This window comes from Rhizobium sp. 01N424 (genome assembly GCF_056399485.1).
The window spans coordinates 18,831-37,977 of sequence record NZ_JBFTRK010000010.1; the positions used below are offsets into that span (position 1 = coordinate 18,831).

Below are 19,147 nucleotides of genomic sequence, written 5' to 3' on the forward strand. Positions count from 1 at the left end.
CAATGACAGTTGTCCGTTCACATTCGGGGGGCGGATCGCCCTCCGACGGTAAATCACAAGATATCAAGGTTTGGGACCCAGTGGTCCGGATTTTCCATTGGACCGTGGTGGCGGCTTGCGTACTTAACCTCTTTGTCCTCGAGGAGGGTAAGTACTGGCACCGTATGACCGGCTATGTTGTTGCGTCAGCACTCGTGGTACGGCTTGTCTGGGGGCTCATCGGCACGAAACATGCGCGGTTCTCCGATTTCTTTCCGACACCCAAAAGATTGAGAAATCAGATAAGTGGCATCGTTGGCAGGAACGAAAAGCGGTATCTCGGTCATAATCCGCTCGCCTCGGTCATGATGCTCCTGCTTATGGTGCTTCTGGCAGCAACAGCCTTGACAGGTTGGATGACGACGCTGGATGCTTTCTGGGGAGAGAAGTGGCTCGAGCAATTGCACGGTACGATCGCCAACAGCATTATGGTGCTGGCCTTCATCCATGCTGGCGCCGCTGTGTTAGAAAGCTGGAGGCACCGAGAAAATCTCGTCTGGTCGATGGTAACGGGACGAAAGAAGGCATGAGAATCCTGCTGATCGAGGACAGCGCTCGGCTTCGCGAGCTCATATGCGAGCTTGTCAGAAACGAGGACTGGAAGATCGATGCATTCGGAACAGCCGATGAAGGGCGCCACGCACTCCGAGGTGGCGCCTATGACATCCTTCTTCTTGATCTTGGTCTACCCGACGAGGACGGCATTCAGGTCCTGAGGTCTTTAAGGGCCGCAGGCATGCAAACACCTGTCCTCGTGCTGACTGCAAGGGCCGCGATCGACGAGCGGATTTCCGGCCTCGATGCTGGCGCGGACGACTATCTGACAAAGCCGTTCCACAATGGCGAGCTAACCGCGCGCATTCGGGCTTTGATCCGGCGGTCACCCAGCACCTCTATGCCGGTACTGGAATTTGCCGGGTTGAAACTGGATGCTGCTTCCAGGCAAGTTGTCTGCGGTGGCAGGGAGATCGTACTCACTCCATCTGAGAAAGGACTTCTAGAACTGCTGATACGCAACGGTGAGAAGGTTTTGGCGAAATCGAAAATTGAGCACGCTTTTTCGGAATTCGGCGATGAGCGAAGCAGCAATGCCGTTGAGCTGGCAATATCTCGTCTTCGGAAGAAGCTAGAAGGCCGCGACACTCGCAGCTCCATAGAAACCATAAGGGGCGTCGGATACATGATACGCGAGGTTCGCGATTGATCCTTCAGCGACCGACCCTCGGAACCATCCTGGCGCGTCGTATCGCTTTTTTCGCGATCCTGGCTATGTTTCTGCAACTCGCCAATGTCTTTTCTGACTACTACTGGAACGTAGGCGAACTGTCCCGGCTGTTCGTTGAACAGGAGACTGAACGCCTTGCCTCAGGAATTCACCTCGATGGCGGTTCGGTACGATATGATCTACCTGACAGCTTGAGGGAGCGGTACCGCAACGAGCACACCGGATATGTGGCTCGAATTCGCGCGGCGGACGAAACCCTAATTTTCGAATCATGCGACGCTGCATGCCAGGATCATTTTCTTCCCCGTGACATTAACCCGCCTGACTTTTGGTTGCGCTCAATCAGGCCAGGTAAGCCGCTTTCGCTCGTCGGCGGGCGAGCGTTCACCATCGATGGCCGGCGGTTCCTTGTTGATATCGCAACGATCAACGATACCGCCGACGTGATGTCTGACGTTTTGTGGAACGAGGTGCTGGAGCACATGATTGTGCCGATGAGCATCCTCCTAGTGCTGGTGCTGGGTGGGACACTGTTGTCCGTGCGCCAGGCCTTGCGGCCAGTGCGAGCCGCGGCAGATGCCGCACATCGCATCGATCCGATGGATTCAAAATCTCATCTAGACCCTGCGGACATGCCGAGAGAGGTTGCGCACCTTGCTGTAGCGGTCAACCAGGCGTTCGAACGGGTAGGGGAGCTGATGGCGTCCCAGAAGATTCTGACCTCCGGGATTGCCCATGAAATCCGCACGCCGCTGGCTGCTTTGAAGCTGGAACTTGGTCAGCTCGACCATCCTCGCGCGAGGAAAGCAGAGACAGATCTCGACGACCTCGTTCGCTTCGTAGCGCAGCTTACAGCGCTTGCCCGGCTCGACAGCGTGGATCACGGAATGTTCGAGGACGTCGATCTGGTTGCTCTCGCGTCATCTGTGGTCGAGCAGCTTGCTCCGTGGATTTATGAAAATAAGCACGCGCTCGAGTTTCTGCCCGAGGTGGAAAGTATCTGGGTGAAGGGCGCACCTTCATTGATAAAAGATGCACTACGAAATCTTATAGAAAACGCAGTACGGCACACGCCAGCTCATTCGGTAATTTCTGTCCGGGTTGGAGGTGAAGGAATCCTTGTTGAGGATCGGCGCTCAAAACCGGCGCAGGCCTCAGAGATAACTTCGAGGCCGTCGGACGGCCTTGGGATTGGCTTGAAAATCGTCGGGCGCATCGCTGAGCTGCACGGAGCAATTCTTACACAGTCAGGCTCGCCATACGGGCGCACCTTCCAAATCCACTTCAAAGGACGCCATTCGTCTAAATCAGGCGAATCCTGATACGACAACCTTCGCATAAACGCTTGAACCGATCATGGCTGCGGTTTCGGAACTCACCGGGAAGCCTGCTCGCGCATCTGTGTTGCACCGCAATCTCGCATGGCGACTCGGTCGGAACCGCAATGACAAGCGCTACATCACCACCATCAGGTAAGGGACCTTTTGATGAGCTCGTCGATGATCGACGCGGCGCGGTTGTTCGATCCTCAATTCTATGGTTTCACCCTCGCTGATCGGGCTCAGGAGCAGCACGAGCCTGTCTGTCGTGTTGTGCCACAGCACGCCGCGGCGTTCTGGTTTTCTGGCGCGAGCCAACGATTGCGCGGCTTGCAGCCAGCGGGCCGCGGTACTAGGTCGACATGCATCGCGCCGTTGTGCAGGGCAGGGGTCGCCGCACAGTAAACCTGCATCGGCCGGACGCCGTCACTGACTTCGAAGGTGAGTTTGGCGGAACCATCCAGCTGCAGATGCTCCCAAACCTTGCTGATGATTGCGGCGAACTTCCCGGCCGGCATGTGCGTGTGGTCATCCTCATCGATGTCCCACAGTTGCACGAAGATTTCCGACCACCCCTCATGCTCGGCGCCGCAGTCGAGTGCTGCGAACTGCCCCGCCTTCACCTCGGTCACGCGATTGCCGCCCTTCACCGGCCGGCCGTCGTAGGAAAAGATCAGCGGCATCATATCCCGGACGCCATCGATGGTGTCGAGCAGGCGGCCAAGGCTGATGTCGGTTTCGAGAAGGGACTTGTCGAATGCGTTCATTTCGGCTACTCATGGTTCAATATTTCAAGGATTGTAGAAATATGGAAGAACGTCAAGCCCTCATGTCGTTTGCGGCGCTGTCACAGGAAACCAGGCTCCATATCGTCCGCATGCTGGTGGTGGCCGGTCCGGACGGAATGGCTGCCGGCGCGATCGCGGAAAAGGCTGAGGTGTCCCCGTCCAACGTCTCGTTCCATTTGAAGGAATTGGAACGCGCCGGGCTTATAAACCAGCAGCGCGAATCCCGTTCGATCATCTACACCGCAAATTACGAAGGCCTGGGCGCGCTGGTCCGCTTCCTGATGGAAGATTGCTGCGCCGGTCACCCGGAGATATGCGCACCGGCCACCGAAGTCGTCGCCTGCTGCGCGCCAACCCCCAAGGAGAACCTGCAATGACCGCTGATCGCATTTACAACGTCCTGTTCCTCTGCACCGGCAATTCGGCTCGTTCGATCCTCGCCGAGTCCATTTTGAATGGAGAGGGCAAGGGCCGATTCCGCGCGTTTTCCGCTGGAAGCCAGCCCAAGGGCGAGGTCCATCCGCTGGCTCTGGATACGCTGCGCGGCCTCGGATACGAGGCGACCGGGTTCAGCTCAAAAAGCTGGGACGTCTTCGCGGAGCCTGGCGCACCGCAGATGGATTTCATCTTTACGGTCTGCGACAACGCCGCTGGCGAAGCCTGCCCGGTCTGGATCGGCCACCCGATGACTGCCCACTGGGGCGTTGAAGATCCGGCAGCCGTCGAAGGCTCTCTCATCGAGAAGGGCCAGGCCTTCTCCCAAGCGGCCCGCTATCTCAAGAACCGCATCACCGCGTTCTTAAGCCTGCCTCTTGCCTCGATCGACAAGCTGGCGCTGGAAACCCAGCTCCGCACCATCGGCACGATGGAAGGCAGCACCAGCCGCCAGGGCAACGTCGCGTGAGCTACGTTTTGGATCAGCAGCCGACCAGCGGGCACGATCAAGACCTGCAGGCAGCCCTGCAGGCGGCGGGACTTCCGATCGACGATCTGGAGCAAGGTGGGCGCACCTTCTTCGGATTTATGGACAACGGCCAGCTCGTAGGCTTCGGCGGATTAGAGCCCTATGGCGACTGCGCGCTGTTGCGCTCCGTGGTCGTCCTGCCAGACCAACGCGGACGCGGTTATGGCGAAGCTATCTCGCGCCGGCTGCTTGACGAGGCGGGTCGCGGCGGCGCTCGCACAGTCTATCTACTGACGGAAGGGGCTGCGGCGTTCTTTGAACATCTGGGCTTTGCCAAGGTCGATCGTGCGACCGCGCCGGCCGTAATCCTGCAAACACGGCAGGCAGCAAGCCTGTGCCCCGCCTCTGCAGGCCTGTTTGCAAAACCTATCTGAGGATAAAATCATGTCCACGTTTGAACGCTATCTGACGGTGTGGGTCTTCGCCTGCATCATCGTCGGGGTGGCGCTCGGCCACCTCATGCCGGACGCCTTCCAGGCTATCGGCGCCGCTGAAGTCGCGAAGGTCAACCTGCCGGTTGCAGTGCTGATTTGGCTAATGATCATTCCGATGCTGCTCAAGATCGATTTCGCGTCCCTTGGCCAAGTCGGCCGCCACTGGCGGGGAATCGGCGTCACGCTGTTCATCAACTGGGCCGTAAAACCGTTCTCAATGGCGCTGCTTGGCTGGCTTTTCATCGGTTATCTGTTCCGGCCCTACCTGCCGGCAGGCCAGATCGATTCCTATATCGCCGGCCTGATCATCCTGGCGGCCGCGCCCTGCACCGCCATGGTGTTCGTCTGGTCAAACCTGACCAAAGGCGAACCTCATTTCACGCTGAGCCAGGTCGCGCTGAACGACACGATCATGGTGGTGGCCTTCGCCCCGATCGTCGGGCTGCTGCTGGGTCTGTCCGCCATCACGGTGCCTTGGGATACGTTGATCCTGTCGGTCGTGCTCTACATCGTCCTGCCGGTGATCGCGGCACAGATCCTGCGTCGGCTGACCGACGTAAACCGCCTCGGCGCCAGGCTGCAGCCGGTATCGCTGGTCGCTCTACTGGCGACCCTTCTGCTGCTGTTCGGCTTTCAAGGCGAACAGATCCTCGCGCAACCGGGCGTGATCGCCCTGCTGGCCGTACCGATCCTGATTCAGGTCTATTTCAATTCCGGCCTCGCCTACCTGCTCAACCGCATGAGCGGGGAGGAGCACTGTGTCGCCGGCCCGTCGGCTTTGATCGGTGCGTCCAACTTTTTCGAACTGGCGGTAGCCGCCGCCATCAGCCTGTTCGGCTTCAACTCGGGCGCAGCGCTGGCCACCGTCGTCGGCGTCCTCATCGAGGTGCCGGTCATGCTGTCCGTGGTCTGGATCGTCAACCGCAGCAAGGGCTGGTACGAGCGCGGCGCCGCCGTCCGCTCCTCCAGTTCCACCATCAAAAGGGCCTGAAACCATGGACGTCACAATCTATCACAACCCCGCTTGCGGAACGTCGCGTAACACGCTGGAGATGATCCGCAACGCTGGCATTGAGCCTACCGTGATCGAATACCTGAAAACCCCGCCCAGCCGCGATCAACTGGTCAAGATGATCGCTGACGCCGGCCTCACCGTGCGCCAGGCCATCCGCGAGAAAGGCACGCCCTTTGCGGAACTCGGCCTCGACGACCCCAAACTCACCGACGATCAGCTGCTCGAAGCGATGCTCAAGGACCCGATCCTGATCAACCGGCCCCTGGTCGTGACGCCGCTCGGCACGCGCCTGGCGCGGCCGTCCGAAGTGGTTCTGGACATCCTGCCAGATACCCACAAGGGCGCTTTTACCAAGGAAGACGGCGAACAGGTTCTCGATGCGGAGGGCAAGCGCATTGTCTGATCTGCCTGCCGCATCCCTGTCGCATCTTCGTCAGCCAGACCTGGACGCGCTGCGTCCTCCGTTCTCATCGCACAAACCGCGCATTCTGATCCTCTACGGCTCTCTGCGGGCTGTGTCTTATAGCCGGCTTCTGGCGGAAGAAGCGGCGCGGCTGCTGGAGCACTTCGGCTGCGAAGTGCGGATCTTCGATCCGGCAGGCCTGCCGCTTCCAGATGCGGAACCGGCGAGCCATCCCAAGGTGCAGGAGCTGCGCGACTTGTCCGCCTGGTCGGAAGGCCAGGTCTGGGTCTCGCCGGAACGCCACGGCGCGATGACCGGCATCATGAAAGCTCAGATCGACTGGATTCCGCTTTCGGTCGGTTCGGTGCGGCCGACCCAGGGCAAGACGCTGGCGGTCATGCAAGTTTCCGGAGGCTCCCAATCGTTTAACGCCATCAACCAGCTCCGCGTCCTCGGCCGCTGGATGCGGATGATCACTATTCCCAATCAATCGTCGGTCCCCAAGGCCTTTCAGGAATTCGACGCAGACGGCCGCATGAATCCGTCGTCCTATTATGATCGCGTCGTCGACGTCTGTGAGGAACTGGTCAAGTTCACGGTCCTGACCCGTGATGCCTCTGCCTACCTCACTGATCGCTACAGCGAGCGAAAGGAAGAAGCCGAAAAGCTGGAGCAGCGCGTGAGCCTCAAGTCGATATGACCCAGCGCTTGCCGATCGGCGCGATCTTCGCCCTCGGTGTCACCCAGAATATTGGTTACGGCACCCTCTATTACAGCTTCAGCATCCTGGCGCCAGACATGGCTGAAAGTCTGTCATGGTCGACTGAATGGATCTTCGGCGCCCTTTCTGCCGCCCTGCTCATCGGCGGATTGATCGCCCCCTGCCTTGGCACGCTGATGGACCGCATTGGGGCAGGGCGGGTGATGACCATCGGCTCAGCCGTGGCTGCTGCGGCCCTGATTGCATGCGCCTACGCGCCGGGAAAGGGTACATATGTCGCGGCACTGATCGCAGTTGAGGTCGCCGCCAACCTCGTTCAGTACGGGGCAGCGTTCGCACTCCTCGTCCAGCTGCGGCCGGCGGTGGCGCAACGCAGCATCACTTATCTCACCCTGATCGCAGGGTTCGCCTCGACGATATTCTGGCCGATCGCGACGGCGCTGCACGCCCAGCTGTCCTGGCAGAACGTCTACCTAATATTCGCTGGCCTCAATCTCCTGGTGTGTCTGCCGATCCATGCCTGGCTCTCGCGCGGCCTGGCACACAGTCGCCGGCAAGCTACCGGCCAAAAGGCCGCTCCCGTGGCAGGATCCCTGGCGCCTTCGCAGCGCCGCACCGGTTTTGCTCTCATGACCACGGCCTTTGCGGTGCAGTACCTCGCTGGCGCATCAGTGCTGGTCCACATGGTGCCGTTGCTCGCGGGCCTCGGACTCGGGGGCACCGCCGCGCTGGTCGGCACACTGTTCGGCCCTTCTCAGGTTGCCAGCCGGCTGATCAACATGCTGTTCGGAAAGCACCTTGACGCGCTGCATCTCGCTATGATTTCAGCGGCACTGATCCCTGCCGGCGCTTTGGTCCTTGAGCTGACCGCGCCCTCCATACCCGGAGCCATGGCTTTTGCCGTGGTGTTCGGCATGGGCAACGGCCTGCTCAGCATTGTCAGCGGCACCCTGCCACTGGCGCTGTTCGGCAGTGAAGGTTACGGCAAGCTGCAGGGGAAGATGATGGCCGCCCGACTGATCGTTTCGGCTTCAGCCCCTTTCCTCATGGCGCTGGCAATGGAATGGCTGGGGTTCTCGCTGTCCCTGGCAGCTATAGTCGGCCTCGGCCTGCTGGCCCTGGCCTTTTTCGTCCTCCTCGAGAGCTTTCGCCGCTAGGGTATGGTAAGCTGAGCGCGTGCTGCATATTTTCTTTGCCCTCTCCCTCGCGATAGTCGCTCTGCTCTATTCCTCTGTCGGCCAGGCGGGAGGCACGGGCTATGTGGCGCTGATGGGGCCGGCTGAGTTCGCCCCCGCCGTTATCAAGCCTTCAGCTCTCGCCCTCAATATTCTCTTGTCGGCCATCGGCTCTGTTTGGTTCTACCCGGGCGGGTCTGGTCACCTGGCGCACGTGTTACCCATTCGCAAGCCTTGGCCTGCCGTTATCATTGCTCGGCGGCGCCCTGCACCTTCCTGCGGGGTTGTATCCGCCGGTGGTCGGAATCCTGTTGCTCATTGCGGGGGTGCAGATGCTGCGCCCGGTGTCCGGCCGGGGTGGCGAAGCTTACCCCAAAGGTGTCCGCCCTTTTATGCCTTCGCTCTTGGATGATGGGGCGGTGGAATTGGCCCAGAATAGTGTCGGCGCTAAAGTTCGGCCGAACGTCAATTCGCGTGGAGCTGCCGCCATGTTTTTCCAGAAAGACGACTCGATGCTGTCGCCAGATGAGCTCGCCGTCTGCCAACGAGTGTTCAACCATATCTGCGCGGTCAAGCAGATCGCACTGGACATGCATCGAGAAGAGCTTGCAAAGCAAATCCTTTTCGCATGCCTCAATGGTGTCAAAGACGAGAAATCCCTTATAAGGATACTGCTCTAGTGTTGGGGCGCCTTGGCCGAGTTTGACGTCAACGTCCTCGACCCAGCATCCAAAATGCTAGTAGCACCATTGGAACCGTCGCGAACGATACAACCTCCCATGTAAGGTCGGTAGCGATCGATGAAGCTTCATCGTCACCGAACACAGCAGTTCCAACTACGAAAACGAGTATCGCCGATAGTGTTGCGGTGAGAAGCCCGTACATCAGCCAACCGGGCGACTCTGGGTTTTCGTCCATGTTGCTCCTCACGCTCACACTGATCCTACTCTCTTCCAGTGATAATGAGGTCTTCAGTGCACGGCAAACCAAAAGTTGGAACGCGATGGCGGAACGGCTACCGGTCCTTTGTTTCCTGTTTACGGGCTTCGATCCGCTGCAATTCAATCTCGATAATCTTCCCGATGAATTCAGACCGCCTATTGGTTCCAACCGCGGCGTCGATGCGTTCTTTCTGACCCGCAAAAAGTCGGATCATAAGATGTTCCAGCCCCATTTTTGGTCTACCACGGTTCTGCATGTCCGCCGAGTGTCTGCGATCTTTTATCGGGTCAAAACGAGTTCCCACGGCCTGCCGCGGCAGCGTGAAGCTATTATGCCGTTGGTGGTGAGGTGATTGCTCACAGAGTGGGCAGCATGGCAAACTTTATGTTTCCTGGCCTGCTAGCATGCCTGCCGAACGAATGCAGGAACATAGCTGACAAGTGGTCAACGCTCGCGTGCATGCGTCTGCATTCGTTCCTTTGTGCAGGCAGGCTAAGGTTCAGGTTCAGCTCCGTTCAAGGCGTCTATCTCGAACCTCATCAAATTCATTTCTTAGGGATGGGTTTCGGTTGGTGCAGACGCCGTTTGACGTTTGAGCGCAAAGCGTTGCGCACATCCTTGTCCACCACCGTCAGGTCGAACCATTCCGGGTCAAAGTAGCCACCGCACCAACGAATGGTCTCGGCATATTCTGGATCTTCCCCATCGGCAATGATCTCCAGGAACCGCTCATAACCGGAGATACCACCAACATCTTCGGGTGGTCGCGCCCTTGCACCTTCAACACAGTTTCCTTGTTTGGGCGCAGAGGCGAGCGTCAGGAACTCCTCGACCGCGATTGTGTGCCGCCAGCCATCCCCGAAATCATAGTGGTAGCTGAAGATGGAACCCTGTTCGAAATCCAGCAAGCGAACCTCTTCCTGATCGAAGACTCGAGGATCGTCGTCGATCGCATCCTCTGTCAGGACCTCGACATCGCCATAGCGTAGACCACCAATTCGAAACTCATAAAGATGATAGTCCCACCAGTTGAAAGCGGCCTGAATTCCGAGATGCAGGTGCTGAAGGTTCCAATGGTTGGGCAGGACTAATCGACGCCAGACTTGCGGCTGGATCTCGTCGATAGAAACTTTGATCTGCACGGCGTTTGCGGGCTTGAACATGGCAGGAATGAACAAGGTCGGAAGGAGATCGTCAAGAAGGGCGCTCGACGCTATTGCTTGGATCGGCACGCTCCTGATAGCAACTTGCCGACTTGTGCAGCCGTCGATGCTCACTATCTCTGGTGTGGGCCTGAATTGGAGCATCGCCATGGATCAAAGCGCGGCCGATATGGTGTCGACGGTGTGCATCGAAATTCTTCCGCCGGGACGAGAAGATACCTGCACTTCGGACGAGACAACCTGTCCCTGCTGTCAAAAGTTGCGCCCGGCATCGATCATGGATGTCGATGGCTGTGGGATCTGTGACGAATGCCTGGCGCCCTGACCTCCAGCCGAGAAGCGCCTCGTGTTCATGCCTCATTTGAAGCCGCGCTTGCCAGACTGTCCGACGGCTATGTTGACGGAAATTTTGGCGGTCGACGATGGGGTGTAACGGTCAAGCGGTCGCAGTATGGAAAACGGACCTGGCTTTATGGCCAGGAGCTTGGCGGAACAGATATCATCAGCTTCAACCTCTATCGATTGGCTGGATCGCGCCCGATACTGAAGCCATGCGAAATGTCATCCAACAAGGTGATTGCATTCGTACTCGGTTTCGAGCCAAGCACCCGAGAACGCTGTGGCTCAATGACAATGACCCAAAAATAAACACAGGTTTTATGTTGCATTGCAACATGCGCATGGCTGCCTTGCGAACTGAGCGCTGGCGATCGCGGCGGCGTCTGATATCTTCAGATCAACGAAGCAATGCACCTCCTCCCGCAGGGCTTCGTGTTTCAGGCGACCCATTCCTCCTCCCAGGAGCGCCTGACGGAACAGCGGTACTCCTCCTCCCAGCCGTTGTTCAACTCTTTGAAAAAGCCTGCCGCACCTCCTCCCGCGGCAGGCTTTTTCGTTGTTCGGTACAAGTGCGGAATTCGCGCGTCAAAGCAGACCGCCCTGTTCCACCCGCTCTCCAGATTTCGAGATGATCGTGGATCCGTACGGTTCGCGTGAGGAAATGATCAGCGTGTCATTGGGTAGCGGGCGGGCCAAATCCTTGGCTTCATCCCATGGCGCCCGCATCCAACTGTCGGTCTCTTCCTTCGTCAGCAACAGGATGGGCATCGCCTTCTCATGGATCGGCTTCACCAGGTCGTTGGGATCTGTGGTCAACGAAGCGAAGCCACAAGGCGACGCGATAGATGGCTCATAGCCGACCACCCTGAAGGTTTCGCTCTGGACGCAATTGATATTAACCCAGTCGCCAGTCCTGCCGGACCGACAGGGCTGCTCGCGATGCTCGCCGACAATGCCTTCCAGACCGAGGCGGCAGACGTCGTCACGCAGGACATCGGGTTCGGGGTCGAGTGTCTCCGATAGACGGATGGCGAAGTCTTTGCCATCGAGCACACCCTCGAGAAGAGGCCGACGCGATCGGCATTCCACACTACGCCGGTCATGGCCATCGAGATAGACGAGGTCGAAAGCATAGAAGATCGCATCAGAGGCAAGATTGCCGGCCGTCTTGCCGGAAGCTTCCAACGATTGCTGCAGCAGCCGAAATCCGGTCGTCCGTCATCATCGAGCACCAACGGCTCACCTTCGAAGATCATCGTTGCCGAAATCCGATGCGTCCAGTCATGGCTCGACGGGTGAAGATCCGGATGTTCGTCGGCTCAATATGGACTGCCAGGCGCGCCGTCCCATCTCAGCTCCATCGCTCACCGCTTGGCGGACGTGTCTTCAGCTTCGCGAGCGCCGGCTCAACGCGATCAGGCATGGCGTCGAAGAGAAGCTTTGGCTGCGCCGGGTCGCGCTTCCGACCTGGCTTCGAGCGGATCGGGGCTTCGGTCTCACGAAGAAGCGGCTTTGGTCTCGGGGGCTTCGTCATGTCGAGAGTTCAGCACCAAAACCTCAAGAAAATCAGGCGTTGCACATGTGTCCGATCCATGCTTCCCGATACGGGCAGCCTCATAGGGGCTTCACGAACCGATAGGTCATACGATCGCTCTCGCCCTTGATCGAGGGATCGAACACCTTGGTTGAGTGTGGATCGTCCTTATTCGCAAGAAGGGTGCTTTCCGCGTCCAGTACGAAGCCGGCCGCCTCCACCTCCTCGCGAACGGATGCAGGCTCGATCCGATGCAGCGACTGGGCATCGCTCGTGCCCGCCCCGAAGGCGGCGGCGTGGTCGACGATGACATAGGATCCACCGGGCTTCAGCCGCTCGTAGACGGCTCGATTGAAGGCGGCGGCAGTTGCGCCCCTTGCCTGCATTAGCGCGGTGTGGAGATCGTGGTAGAAAAGGTGCAGCCACAGCACATCCGCTGTTTGCGTGATCTCCGGCATCGCCACGAGATTCGCCGACACGGCTTCGACGTTTGCTCGGCCCGGTTCCATCGCAAGCGTTCGCATGCGGCCGACCGGATCATTCTTGAAGTGAGCGACTTCGGCCGGCACGAAGCTGTAGACCCGTCCTTCGGGTCCGACGATGTCTGAGAAGAGACGGGTCCAGTCGCCGTCGCCCGGGTAAACGTCGATGACGGTGGAGCCCGCATCGATCCGTGCGAACCGGATCAATTCGGATACTCTGGATTTGTCGTACATTGGGATCTCCTTTACGGTTGAGTATTCGACGAGCGCGCGTGCGAGGCTGCGATCCATGGCTCATCACCTTCAAGGCCGGACGGAATGCCGCAGCCGGCCAGCGCAATGCGGCCCGGACGCACCCATCTGCGCGGCGCGCGCCAGCGCTTGCGTGTCGACGTATTCCCGGATGTTGGTCAATCTGCCGTCCCGGAGGGTAATGGCGAAGACCCAGTCGTCCTCGAACGGCTTGTTCGTGGCCTTGATCTTACCCTTCGCGAAGCCGACGACGAGAACCCGGTCTCCTTGCGCTACGAACTCCCGGGGTTCCTTGGACGTTTCGATCGACTTGGATGCCGTCCCGAGCAAATTCGCAAGTCCCGCGTGTCCGCGATGCGTCCCCGCCAGCGGCCAGTCCTTGCCCGGAATGATCCACTCGATGTCTTCAGCGACCAGCGCCAGCAGAGCCTTCCTGTCGCCGCTGCCGATCGCGGCGAAGAATTCCTTCACGGTCTGGATGTTCTTTTCGGTACTCATCATTATTTCTCCATTTCGCATGGATCGGATCGCACTCGATCCGATCCATGCAGAGTGGCGGGTCGTCTTCATCAGTCGAACTTGACCAGGTCCTGGAAGATCAGTTGACCCCAGCTCTTTCCGCGAGCCTGGACCAGCAGTCCGCCTTCAGAAAGCCCGCCAAGTTCGATCGGCGCGAAACCGAGATTTTTCGCCAACGCACCAATCTCCGCTGCGGCAGTGTCATCGTCGCTCGCCAGAAAGACGACTCTCCTGCCACCCTTTATGGCGGGATCCTGGTCAAGCGTGGCAGCGATCAAATGGTTGAAGCCCTTAACCAGTCTTGCACCGGGAAACGCCTGTGCGATGAACCTGGAAGACGGCTGTCCTTCGAGTTCCTCCGGGGGCACGCCGTAGGCATTGGTTAGGTCGACGATGGTCTTCCCCTGCCAGGTGAGGAGCGCCTTCGCGACATCCGGGTGCGACTCGAAACGCATAGCCAAAAAGATGATGTCCGCCTTGACGGCTTCCGCCAGTGTTTTGGGAATAATCGTAGGTCCGATCTGAGCTGCGGCGCCCGCAAAGCTTTCCGGGTCGCGCGTCGTTGTAACGGAAACTTCGATGCCGTTTCTGGCAAATGCCTTGGCGATAGCCTGGCCGATATTGCCGAACCCTATAATTGAATAGCTCATACTGCTTCTCCTATACCGTGTTGACGCTGGGTCAGACCTGCGCCCAACCACCATCGACGGCGAGGTCTATACCGGTGATGTAGGAGCTCTCGTCGGAGGCGAGGAACGTGAGCGCAGCCGCGATTTCCTCTGGTTTGCCCCTGCGACCCATCGGGATCTGTGCCGCGAACTGGGCGACGGCCTCCTCGGCTTGCTCAGCGGTGAGGCCGGTCGTTGTCGCCAAGGCGGGAGTCTCGATCGCGCCGGGGCTCATCGTATTGACGCGGATATTGCGGTCCTTCAGCTCTTGGGTCCAAGACCGCGAGAAGCTGCGAACAGCCGCCTTGCTTGCTGCGTAGGCGCTGAACGCTGGCAGCCCCATCACATTCGAGACCGAAGAGTTGAGAACGATCGATCCGCCGTCTTTGAAGAGGGGAAGGGCTTTCTGCACAGTAAAGAACAGACCCTTCACATTCACATCGAAGGTCTGGTCAAAATGGGCCTCAGTGGCTGCCGCGAGCGGCGCGACCGTACCTGCGCCCGCGTTCGCAAAGAGAATGTCGATGTGACCATGTTCCTCCTTCACGGTGGCGTAGAGCCGATCCAGATCGTCCAAGCGCGAGACGTCGCCCACGACTGTTGTCACGTTTTTCCCGATAAGGGCCGCGGCCTCTTGCAGGGCTTTCTCGCGTCGCCCAATGATCACGACCTGCGCACCTTCCTCCACAAAGCGCTTGGCGGTGGCCAATCCGATCCCGCTGCTTCCGCCCGTGATGACTGCTACTTTGCCTTCAAGTCTTTTCATGATTCTCTATCCTTCGTTGTGTTGCTCGGACGCGGGTCGTGCCGGGTTCAGAGTTGCGCCAGACCGCCATCGACGGCGACCTCGCTGGCGGTCATGAAGCTGCTGTCCGGTGACGCGAGAAAGGCTGCCACCGCCCCGATCTCCGCAGGATCGGCCATACGCTGGAGTGGAGTCATCGCGCCGTAGGCCTTCTGGCCTTCCTCACCCAGCGCCTCTTTCGCAAGTTCGGTCGCTGTCGCTCCGGGTGACAGCACGTTGACCCGGATGCCGGTGCCCTTCAGGTCCTCTGCCCAGGTCCGCGCAAGATTGCGCACGGCTGCCTTGCTCGCGCTGTAAGCAGTGAATCCCGGGGCTCCCGTCGTGCCGGCGCTCGATCCGGTCAGGATGATCGAACCACCCTTACCCATCAGCGGCAGCGCCTTCTGGACCGTGAAAATCGTCCCCTTCACATTGGTGTCAAAGGTCTCGTCGATGTGATCGGCAGTGATTTTGCCGAGCGGAAGCGGGCTTCCCGCCCCGGCATTGGCAAAGACGATGTCGAGCGTTCCGCGCTCTGCCTTCACCGAGGTGTAGAGGCGATCAAGGTCGGCCTCATCCGAGACCGAGCCCGTTAGCGCCCGCGCATTGGGCCCGAGTTCCGCCACAGCGGCGTCAAGTGCCTCCTGCCTGCGGCCGAAGATGAAGACGAAGGCGCCCTCGTCGATGAAGCGCTTGGCCGCGGCACGGCCGATGCCGGTAGCGCCGCCGGTGATCACGGCGGTCATTCCATTCAGTCTGCTCATGTCATGCATCCTTCGTTTCGCCGTCACGCGTTTTGCTGTACGGGGAAGTCCCCCGAGAGCTCCGATATGGGTTCGCCGAAGTCGGGCGAGGAGTGCGCAAACAAGCACATGGGTGGTGCAAAAACGATCCATCCGGATGATCAAGTGCCGCAAAGCCCGCTCACAATGCTGCTCGGTGTGTTAGAACTGGCTTGGAAGCCGCACCCTGCGGCGCGGGAATGCACCATGATCGACTGGGACGACGTTCGCTATTTTCTCGCCGCCGCGCGCGGGGGCTCAGTGCGGGCTGCCGCCAAACTCCTCGGGGTGAACCACGCGACGGTGCTGCGACGCATCGCCCAGCTCGAGGAACGCCTCGGGGCGAAGATGTTCGAGAAGCTGCCTTCGGGCTACCGCCTGACGGATGCGGGGGAGGAGGTTCTCGGGTTCGCGAACCAGATGGAGGCCTCGTCGCATCAACTGGAGACGCGCGTCTTCGGGCGCGATCAGAGCATACGCGGGCTTCTGCGGGTGACGATGCCTCCGTTCCTTGCGACATACCTGCTCATGCCGGATATCGCAGATTTTGCGCGTCGACATCCCGATATCGAGATGGAGATCGTTTCGACCGGCGAGGTCGTGAACCTGACCAACCGAGAGGCGGATGTGGCGATTCGGATGGTCTCCAATCGTAAGACCCTGCCGCTCAATCTTCATGGCCTGAAAGGACCGGATCTGCTCGCGGGTGTATATATGTCTCGCGATAGACTGGCCGCGTGGCGTGCGGGTACGCCGGATCCAATCCGGCCCATCGTCATCGCCGGCCAGGCTCTTCCGGACTGGGTCGCCGAAGGGGAAATTCGCGCTGCAGGGGTTCCGTTCAGAACGCCGGACGCTGACGCGCAGATCGCTGCGGCAAGGCAAGGGATCGGCATGACCAAACTGCCCTGTTTCGTCGGAGATGCCGATCACCTGTTGGCGAGAGTTCCGGGCATTGATGTGAAATCACGTGCGACGATCTGGCTCCTCACGCAAGGGGAGACACGCAAGACGAAGCGCGTCCGGCTGTTCACAGAGTTCATATCCCGCCGATTAGCCGGGTACGCTCCGCTGTTTGCCGGGCAGGCTATATCGAGCGACTGACGCCCGGTGCGAAATGTCCTCCTCCGGGACACCAATGGCGAGTGAAGCGTCTGCGATCTTCGGCAATAGCTTTCGCGCCACGCTTCGTCACCATGAACCACTGGTACCAGTCGAGTTGCGGGTGCCAGAAGGGAGGCGTCGCCGGGCCCCATACGAGGCATGCTCGACAACAGGGCTAACTCCGATACCCGATCCGGCCAGCCGATCGCCAGAGCCTCAGCTGTGGTGGATCCCCAGTCATGGCCAACGGCAGCGAAGCGCTCGATGCCAAGTCTGCCCATGAGGGCGATCGCATCCATCGCGAGAATGCCATTGTTTGCAGTCCGGGGCGCATTGTTGGACCGTTCGAAACCGCAAAGGCTGGGGGTATGCAGGCGCTGGCGCGTCGATCGCAATTCGCGCGCCGGGATCGACCGCTCGCTCAAAACATTCCGCGGGACGGGTGTGGCATACGACGGGCGCCTTATACCTTGACGAGCTTTTCCGCGAAGCGCACGAGAAATCCGTGAGCGGGATCGCGACGACCTCGGCGATGAGAAAGCGGTCTGTATCCAGTTCATCTCGTTTGGACTGATATCCAGCCGCATTTGGATGGTCGGCAGCGAGGTTGCTACGATCTGAACGTCGAGACTGGACGTGAACTTTTCAACGACATCGCCATGAACCCCGTAGAGACAAGGAGGCGATTCATGGCGATGCGCGGACAGTCAGACCTGCTATGCATGGGACAATCCTGAGAAAGCTGTATTCGGCCTGCTCGGATCCGTGTCATCAGGATCCAAGTGAGAAGAAGGCGCATTGAGCGGCATATCGAAGCACCAGGGAAGGACGGCGTGCCTGAAAGCGACAGGCTGAAACTCCGGCAAGGCCGCACAAGGAGCGCGGCCATGTTCTCCTGTGTCAATGCGCCATGAATACTGGCATGTTGCTTTGCTCAATCATGTTCCGTGTCACTCCGCCGAAGAGCGTCTGCTGCCAGCGAGGGTGATTGTATGCCCCCATGACGATCAAATCGGCGTTCACGTCCATCGCATGCTGCCTAAGTATCTCGTCAGCCGTGTTTCCGCCGCTGGCCACGCGATCCACCTGAACTTTTACCCCGTGACGGGAAAGGAAGCTCGCGATGTCTGCCCCGGGTTCTTCTCCATTCACCCGCTCTCGCGAGACCGGATCGACCATCGTCACGTGGACGCAGTCCGCCGTCTTCAACAGGTCTATGGCCTGCCTTGCGGCACGCGACGCCTCATCGCTCGAATCCCACGCCAGCACTATCGATTTGGAAGTGGAAGGGAGCGGCCGCCGTCCGCGGTTGATGATGACCGGCGTGGGCGTGTCGAACAAAGCGCCATCCATGACCCGTTTCCGAAGCTCCTCGTCCTTGCACGCCTGGCGACCGACGAGAACGACGTCCGCATAGAGCGCTCTTTCTGCGATGTCCTCCCGTGCAAAACCATATTCCGTATAGATGTCCTGCACGTCGTAGGACGAAACGGTGCGCGACAGGTTTTCCCTGATCTCTTCGGCTATCTTGTCAAGTTCCTCAATTTCCCGTTGGCGCTCCTCCAGCCAGACGGTCGACAGCGAGTTGTATTCTCCCATTATTGGCGACCCGCCCATGCAAAGCACGATTGCGCTGAGATGCGCTCCGGAGGCTTCGCAAAACTCCGCGGCGGCCTTCAGATCTTCGTCGAAATTTTTGGAACTGAGGATGCTCAATACAGTACGAATGGACATTTCAATCACCTCTCTTGCTGAGTAATGAAAGGATATTGGCGCTTGCGCCGATGTCTTTGATCTTCGTCAAGCCACACGGAATGAACGGTAGTGACGCCTCCGGAAGGCGTGACGGCGACGACGAGGTCATTGCGGAGAAGGGGTGTGACGATCGCCGATCCGCGCGTTGGCCGCAGGCGGGCATAGATGCGGGCGTCTCTTACGATCTCGTCAAGCCTTTGGCCTCCCGCTCGGGAGGCTGCGCCACTGCGCATAAGGCATTGACCGGGATCAAGGAGCTCCGATCGAACTGAGATATGCTGGAGCCGATTTATGGACCGCGGCTTTATGCGGCCACCCGCTGCGCTTGGATTTGTTCCCGACGATGCCGCGTGTGGACCCAAATTGATCAGGCAAGATTGGGAGGCACTTGAATGAATAAATGCTCAGTACAGACCGTCATGCAGACGATGAAGGATGACCTTGTCCGTCGTCTCGAAGCGATCGATGCGGATCTCTGCGTCGCGCTAGAGACGGACAGCGAGGAGCGCGCGACCCAGGTTGAAAACGATGAGGTTCTTCGCGAGATGCAAGCTGAGGGGCGCGACCAGATCGGGGCCATCGACGCGGCGCTCGACCGGCTGAATGACGGCACATACGGGCGGTGCGTCAAATGCCACCATCCGATCGGCAAGGAGCGGCTCGCGGCGGTTCCCTATACGCCGTTCTGCATCGATTGCGCGAAACGTTCCGCTGAGGCTTCTGGATTGATCGGAGGGTGA

The 19,147-nt window shown here is 59.3% G+C and carries 23 protein-coding genes and 3 pseudogenes; 15 read left to right on the forward strand and 11 right to left on the reverse strand.

Features of this window, described 5'->3' with window-relative positions:
* The first annotated feature begins 2 nt into the window (after nucleotides 1-2).
* The 3 genes from AC1DNK_RS22230 to AC1DNK_RS22240 are packed head-to-tail and all read left to right on the forward strand — an operon-like array spanning nucleotide 3 to nucleotide 2,586.
* The gene (locus AC1DNK_RS22230; RefSeq protein WP_477943382.1) at nucleotides 3-569 is read left to right on the forward strand and encodes a cytochrome b/b6 domain-containing protein; all 567 of its coding nucleotides are present in this window, start codon (nucleotides 3-5) and stop codon (nucleotides 567-569) included.
* On the forward strand, nucleotides 566-1,243 hold the full coding sequence (locus tag AC1DNK_RS22235) for a response regulator transcription factor (RefSeq protein WP_477943383.1): 678 nt from the start codon (nucleotides 566-568) through the stop codon (nucleotides 1,241-1,243). Before AC1DNK_RS22230 ends, AC1DNK_RS22235 begins: the two co-directional genes overlap by 4 nt.
* The gene (locus AC1DNK_RS22240; RefSeq protein ID WP_477943384.1) at nucleotides 1,240-2,586 is read left to right on the forward strand and encodes an ATP-binding protein; all 1,347 of its coding nucleotides are present in this window, start codon (nucleotides 1,240-1,242) and stop codon (nucleotides 2,584-2,586) included. Before AC1DNK_RS22235 ends, AC1DNK_RS22240 begins: the two co-directional genes overlap by 4 nt.
* Before the next feature lie 239 nt (nucleotides 2,587-2,825).
* Here AC1DNK_RS22240 and AC1DNK_RS22245 read toward each other — a convergent pair whose 3' ends face one another.
* The gene (locus AC1DNK_RS22245; RefSeq protein ID WP_477943385.1) at nucleotides 2,826-3,350 is read right to left on the reverse strand and encodes a DUF6428 family protein; all 525 of its coding nucleotides are present in this window, start codon (nucleotides 3,348-3,350) and stop codon (nucleotides 2,826-2,828) included.
* 41 nt (nucleotides 3,351-3,391) lie between these two features.
* Here AC1DNK_RS22245 and AC1DNK_RS22250 point away from each other — a divergent pair, with 41 nt between their 5' ends.
* The 9 genes from AC1DNK_RS22250 (at nucleotide 3,392) to AC1DNK_RS22290 (ending at nucleotide 9,377) form a co-directional block, all read left to right on the forward strand.
* Entirely contained in the window at nucleotides 3,392-3,748 is a 357-nt protein-coding gene (locus AC1DNK_RS22250) for an ArsR/SmtB family transcription factor (protein ID WP_477943557.1), read from the forward strand.
* A complete protein-coding gene (locus tag AC1DNK_RS22255) occupies nucleotides 3,745-4,275 on the forward strand; it encodes an arsenate reductase ArsC (protein ID WP_477943386.1) in 531 nt (176 codons plus the stop codon). The genes AC1DNK_RS22250 and AC1DNK_RS22255 overlap by 4 nt, the downstream gene beginning before the upstream one ends.
* Nucleotides 4,272-4,709, forward strand: a complete 438-nt coding sequence (gene arsN2, locus AC1DNK_RS22260; protein WP_477943387.1) for an arsenic resistance N-acetyltransferase ArsN2 — start codon at nucleotides 4,272-4,274, stop codon at nucleotides 4,707-4,709. Before AC1DNK_RS22255 ends, arsN2 begins: the two co-directional genes overlap by 4 nt.
* A 10-nt stretch (nucleotides 4,710-4,719) precedes the next feature.
* Nucleotides 4,720-5,760: an ACR3 family arsenite efflux transporter gene (arsB, locus tag AC1DNK_RS22265; protein WP_477943388.1), complete on the forward strand. Its 1,041-nt coding sequence runs from the start codon at nucleotides 4,720-4,722 to the stop codon at nucleotides 5,758-5,760.
* 4 nt (nucleotides 5,761-5,764) lie between these two features.
* On the forward strand, nucleotides 5,765-6,187 hold the full coding sequence (gene arsC / locus AC1DNK_RS22270; RefSeq protein ID WP_477943389.1) for an arsenate reductase (glutaredoxin): 423 nt from the start codon (nucleotides 5,765-5,767) through the stop codon (nucleotides 6,185-6,187).
* Nucleotides 6,162-6,887 (forward strand): arsenical resistance protein ArsH, encoded by a 726-nt coding sequence (arsH, locus tag AC1DNK_RS22275; RefSeq protein WP_477943390.1) that lies wholly within the window; start codon nucleotides 6,162-6,164, stop codon nucleotides 6,885-6,887. The genes arsC and arsH overlap by 26 nt, the downstream gene beginning before the upstream one ends.
* Nucleotides 6,884-8,065, forward strand: coding sequence for an arsenite efflux MFS transporter ArsK (arsK, locus tag AC1DNK_RS22280; protein WP_477943391.1), 1,182 nt, complete (start codon nucleotides 6,884-6,886; stop codon nucleotides 8,063-8,065). The genes arsH and arsK overlap by 4 nt, the downstream gene beginning before the upstream one ends.
* Nucleotides 8,066-8,334: 269 nt before the next feature.
* On the forward strand, nucleotides 8,335-8,763 hold the full coding sequence (locus AC1DNK_RS22285; RefSeq protein WP_477943392.1) for a hypothetical protein: 429 nt from the start codon (nucleotides 8,335-8,337) through the stop codon (nucleotides 8,761-8,763).
* Between the two features lie 236 nt (nucleotides 8,764-8,999).
* Nucleotides 9,000-9,377, forward strand: coding sequence for a hypothetical protein (locus AC1DNK_RS22290; protein WP_477943393.1), 378 nt, complete (start codon nucleotides 9,000-9,002; stop codon nucleotides 9,375-9,377).
* 193 nt (nucleotides 9,378-9,570) lie between these two features.
* On the opposite strand, the gene AC1DNK_RS22295 is transcribed toward AC1DNK_RS22290, so the two are convergent.
* Nucleotides 9,571-10,188 carry a plasmid pRiA4b ORF-3 family protein gene (locus tag AC1DNK_RS22295; protein ID WP_477943558.1) on the reverse strand — a complete coding sequence of 206 codons (618 nt, stop codon included), beginning with the start codon at nucleotides 10,186-10,188 and terminating at the stop codon, nucleotides 9,571-9,573.
* A 309-nt stretch (nucleotides 10,189-10,497) separates the two neighbouring features.
* Here AC1DNK_RS22295 and AC1DNK_RS22300 point away from each other — a divergent pair, with 309 nt between their 5' ends.
* Nucleotides 10,498-10,836, forward strand: coding sequence for a hypothetical protein (locus AC1DNK_RS22300; RefSeq protein WP_477943394.1), 339 nt, complete (start codon nucleotides 10,498-10,500; stop codon nucleotides 10,834-10,836).
* 276 nt (nucleotides 10,837-11,112) lie between these two features.
* On the opposite strand, the pseudogene AC1DNK_RS22305 reads toward AC1DNK_RS22300, so the two are convergent.
* The 6 genes and pseudogenes from AC1DNK_RS22305 to AC1DNK_RS22330 all read right to left on the reverse strand — a co-directional run bounded on the left by AC1DNK_RS22305 (nucleotide 11,113) and on the right by AC1DNK_RS22330 (nucleotide 15,530).
* A pseudogene (locus AC1DNK_RS22305) lies at nucleotides 11,113-12,061 on the reverse strand (ATP-dependent DNA ligase).
* A gap of 80 nt (nucleotides 12,062-12,141) precedes the next feature.
* Nucleotides 12,142-12,777, reverse strand: coding sequence for a class I SAM-dependent methyltransferase (locus tag AC1DNK_RS22310; protein WP_477943559.1), 636 nt, complete (start codon nucleotides 12,775-12,777; stop codon nucleotides 12,142-12,144).
* 69 nt (nucleotides 12,778-12,846) lie between these two features.
* Nucleotides 12,847-13,293: a nuclear transport factor 2 family protein gene (locus AC1DNK_RS22315; protein WP_477943560.1), complete on the reverse strand. Its 447-nt coding sequence runs from the start codon at nucleotides 13,291-13,293 to the stop codon at nucleotides 12,847-12,849.
* Between the two features lie 71 nt (nucleotides 13,294-13,364).
* Nucleotides 13,365-13,964: an NADPH-dependent F420 reductase gene (locus tag AC1DNK_RS22320; protein WP_477943395.1), complete on the reverse strand. Its 600-nt coding sequence runs from the start codon at nucleotides 13,962-13,964 to the stop codon at nucleotides 13,365-13,367.
* 31 nt (nucleotides 13,965-13,995) lie between these two features.
* The gene (locus AC1DNK_RS22325; protein ID WP_477943396.1) at nucleotides 13,996-14,748 is read right to left on the reverse strand and encodes an SDR family NAD(P)-dependent oxidoreductase; all 753 of its coding nucleotides are present in this window, start codon (nucleotides 14,746-14,748) and stop codon (nucleotides 13,996-13,998) included.
* 47 nt (nucleotides 14,749-14,795) lie between these two features.
* On the reverse strand, nucleotides 14,796-15,530 hold the full coding sequence (locus AC1DNK_RS22330; protein WP_477943397.1) for an SDR family NAD(P)-dependent oxidoreductase: 735 nt from the start codon (nucleotides 15,528-15,530) through the stop codon (nucleotides 14,796-14,798).
* Nucleotides 15,531-15,755: 225 nt separating this feature from the next.
* On the opposite strand from AC1DNK_RS22330, the gene AC1DNK_RS22335 reads away from it, so the two are divergent.
* Nucleotides 15,756-16,652: a LysR family transcriptional regulator gene (locus AC1DNK_RS22335; protein WP_477943561.1), complete on the forward strand. Its 897-nt coding sequence runs from the start codon at nucleotides 15,756-15,758 to the stop codon at nucleotides 16,650-16,652.
* A gap of 197 nt (nucleotides 16,653-16,849) precedes the next feature.
* Here the strand turns inward: AC1DNK_RS22335 and AC1DNK_RS22340 are convergent.
* From AC1DNK_RS22340 to AC1DNK_RS22350, 3 genes and pseudogenes are all read right to left on the reverse strand, one after another.
* Nucleotides 16,850-17,077, reverse strand: a pseudogene (locus AC1DNK_RS22340) (alpha/beta fold hydrolase); the annotation flags it as partial.
* Nucleotides 17,078-17,156: 79 nt separating this feature from the next.
* Nucleotides 17,157-17,343: pseudogene (locus AC1DNK_RS22345) on the reverse strand (MFS transporter); the annotation flags it as partial.
* Nucleotides 17,344-17,552: 209 nt separating this feature from the next.
* Entirely contained in the window at nucleotides 17,553-18,386 is an 834-nt protein-coding gene (locus tag AC1DNK_RS22350; RefSeq protein WP_477943398.1) for a universal stress protein, read from the reverse strand.
* 413 nt (nucleotides 18,387-18,799) lie between these two features.
* Between AC1DNK_RS22350 and AC1DNK_RS22355 the strand changes: the two genes are divergently transcribed.
* Nucleotides 18,800-19,147 (forward strand): TraR/DksA family transcriptional regulator, encoded by a 348-nt coding sequence (locus AC1DNK_RS22355; protein ID WP_477943399.1) that lies wholly within the window; start codon nucleotides 18,800-18,802, stop codon nucleotides 19,145-19,147.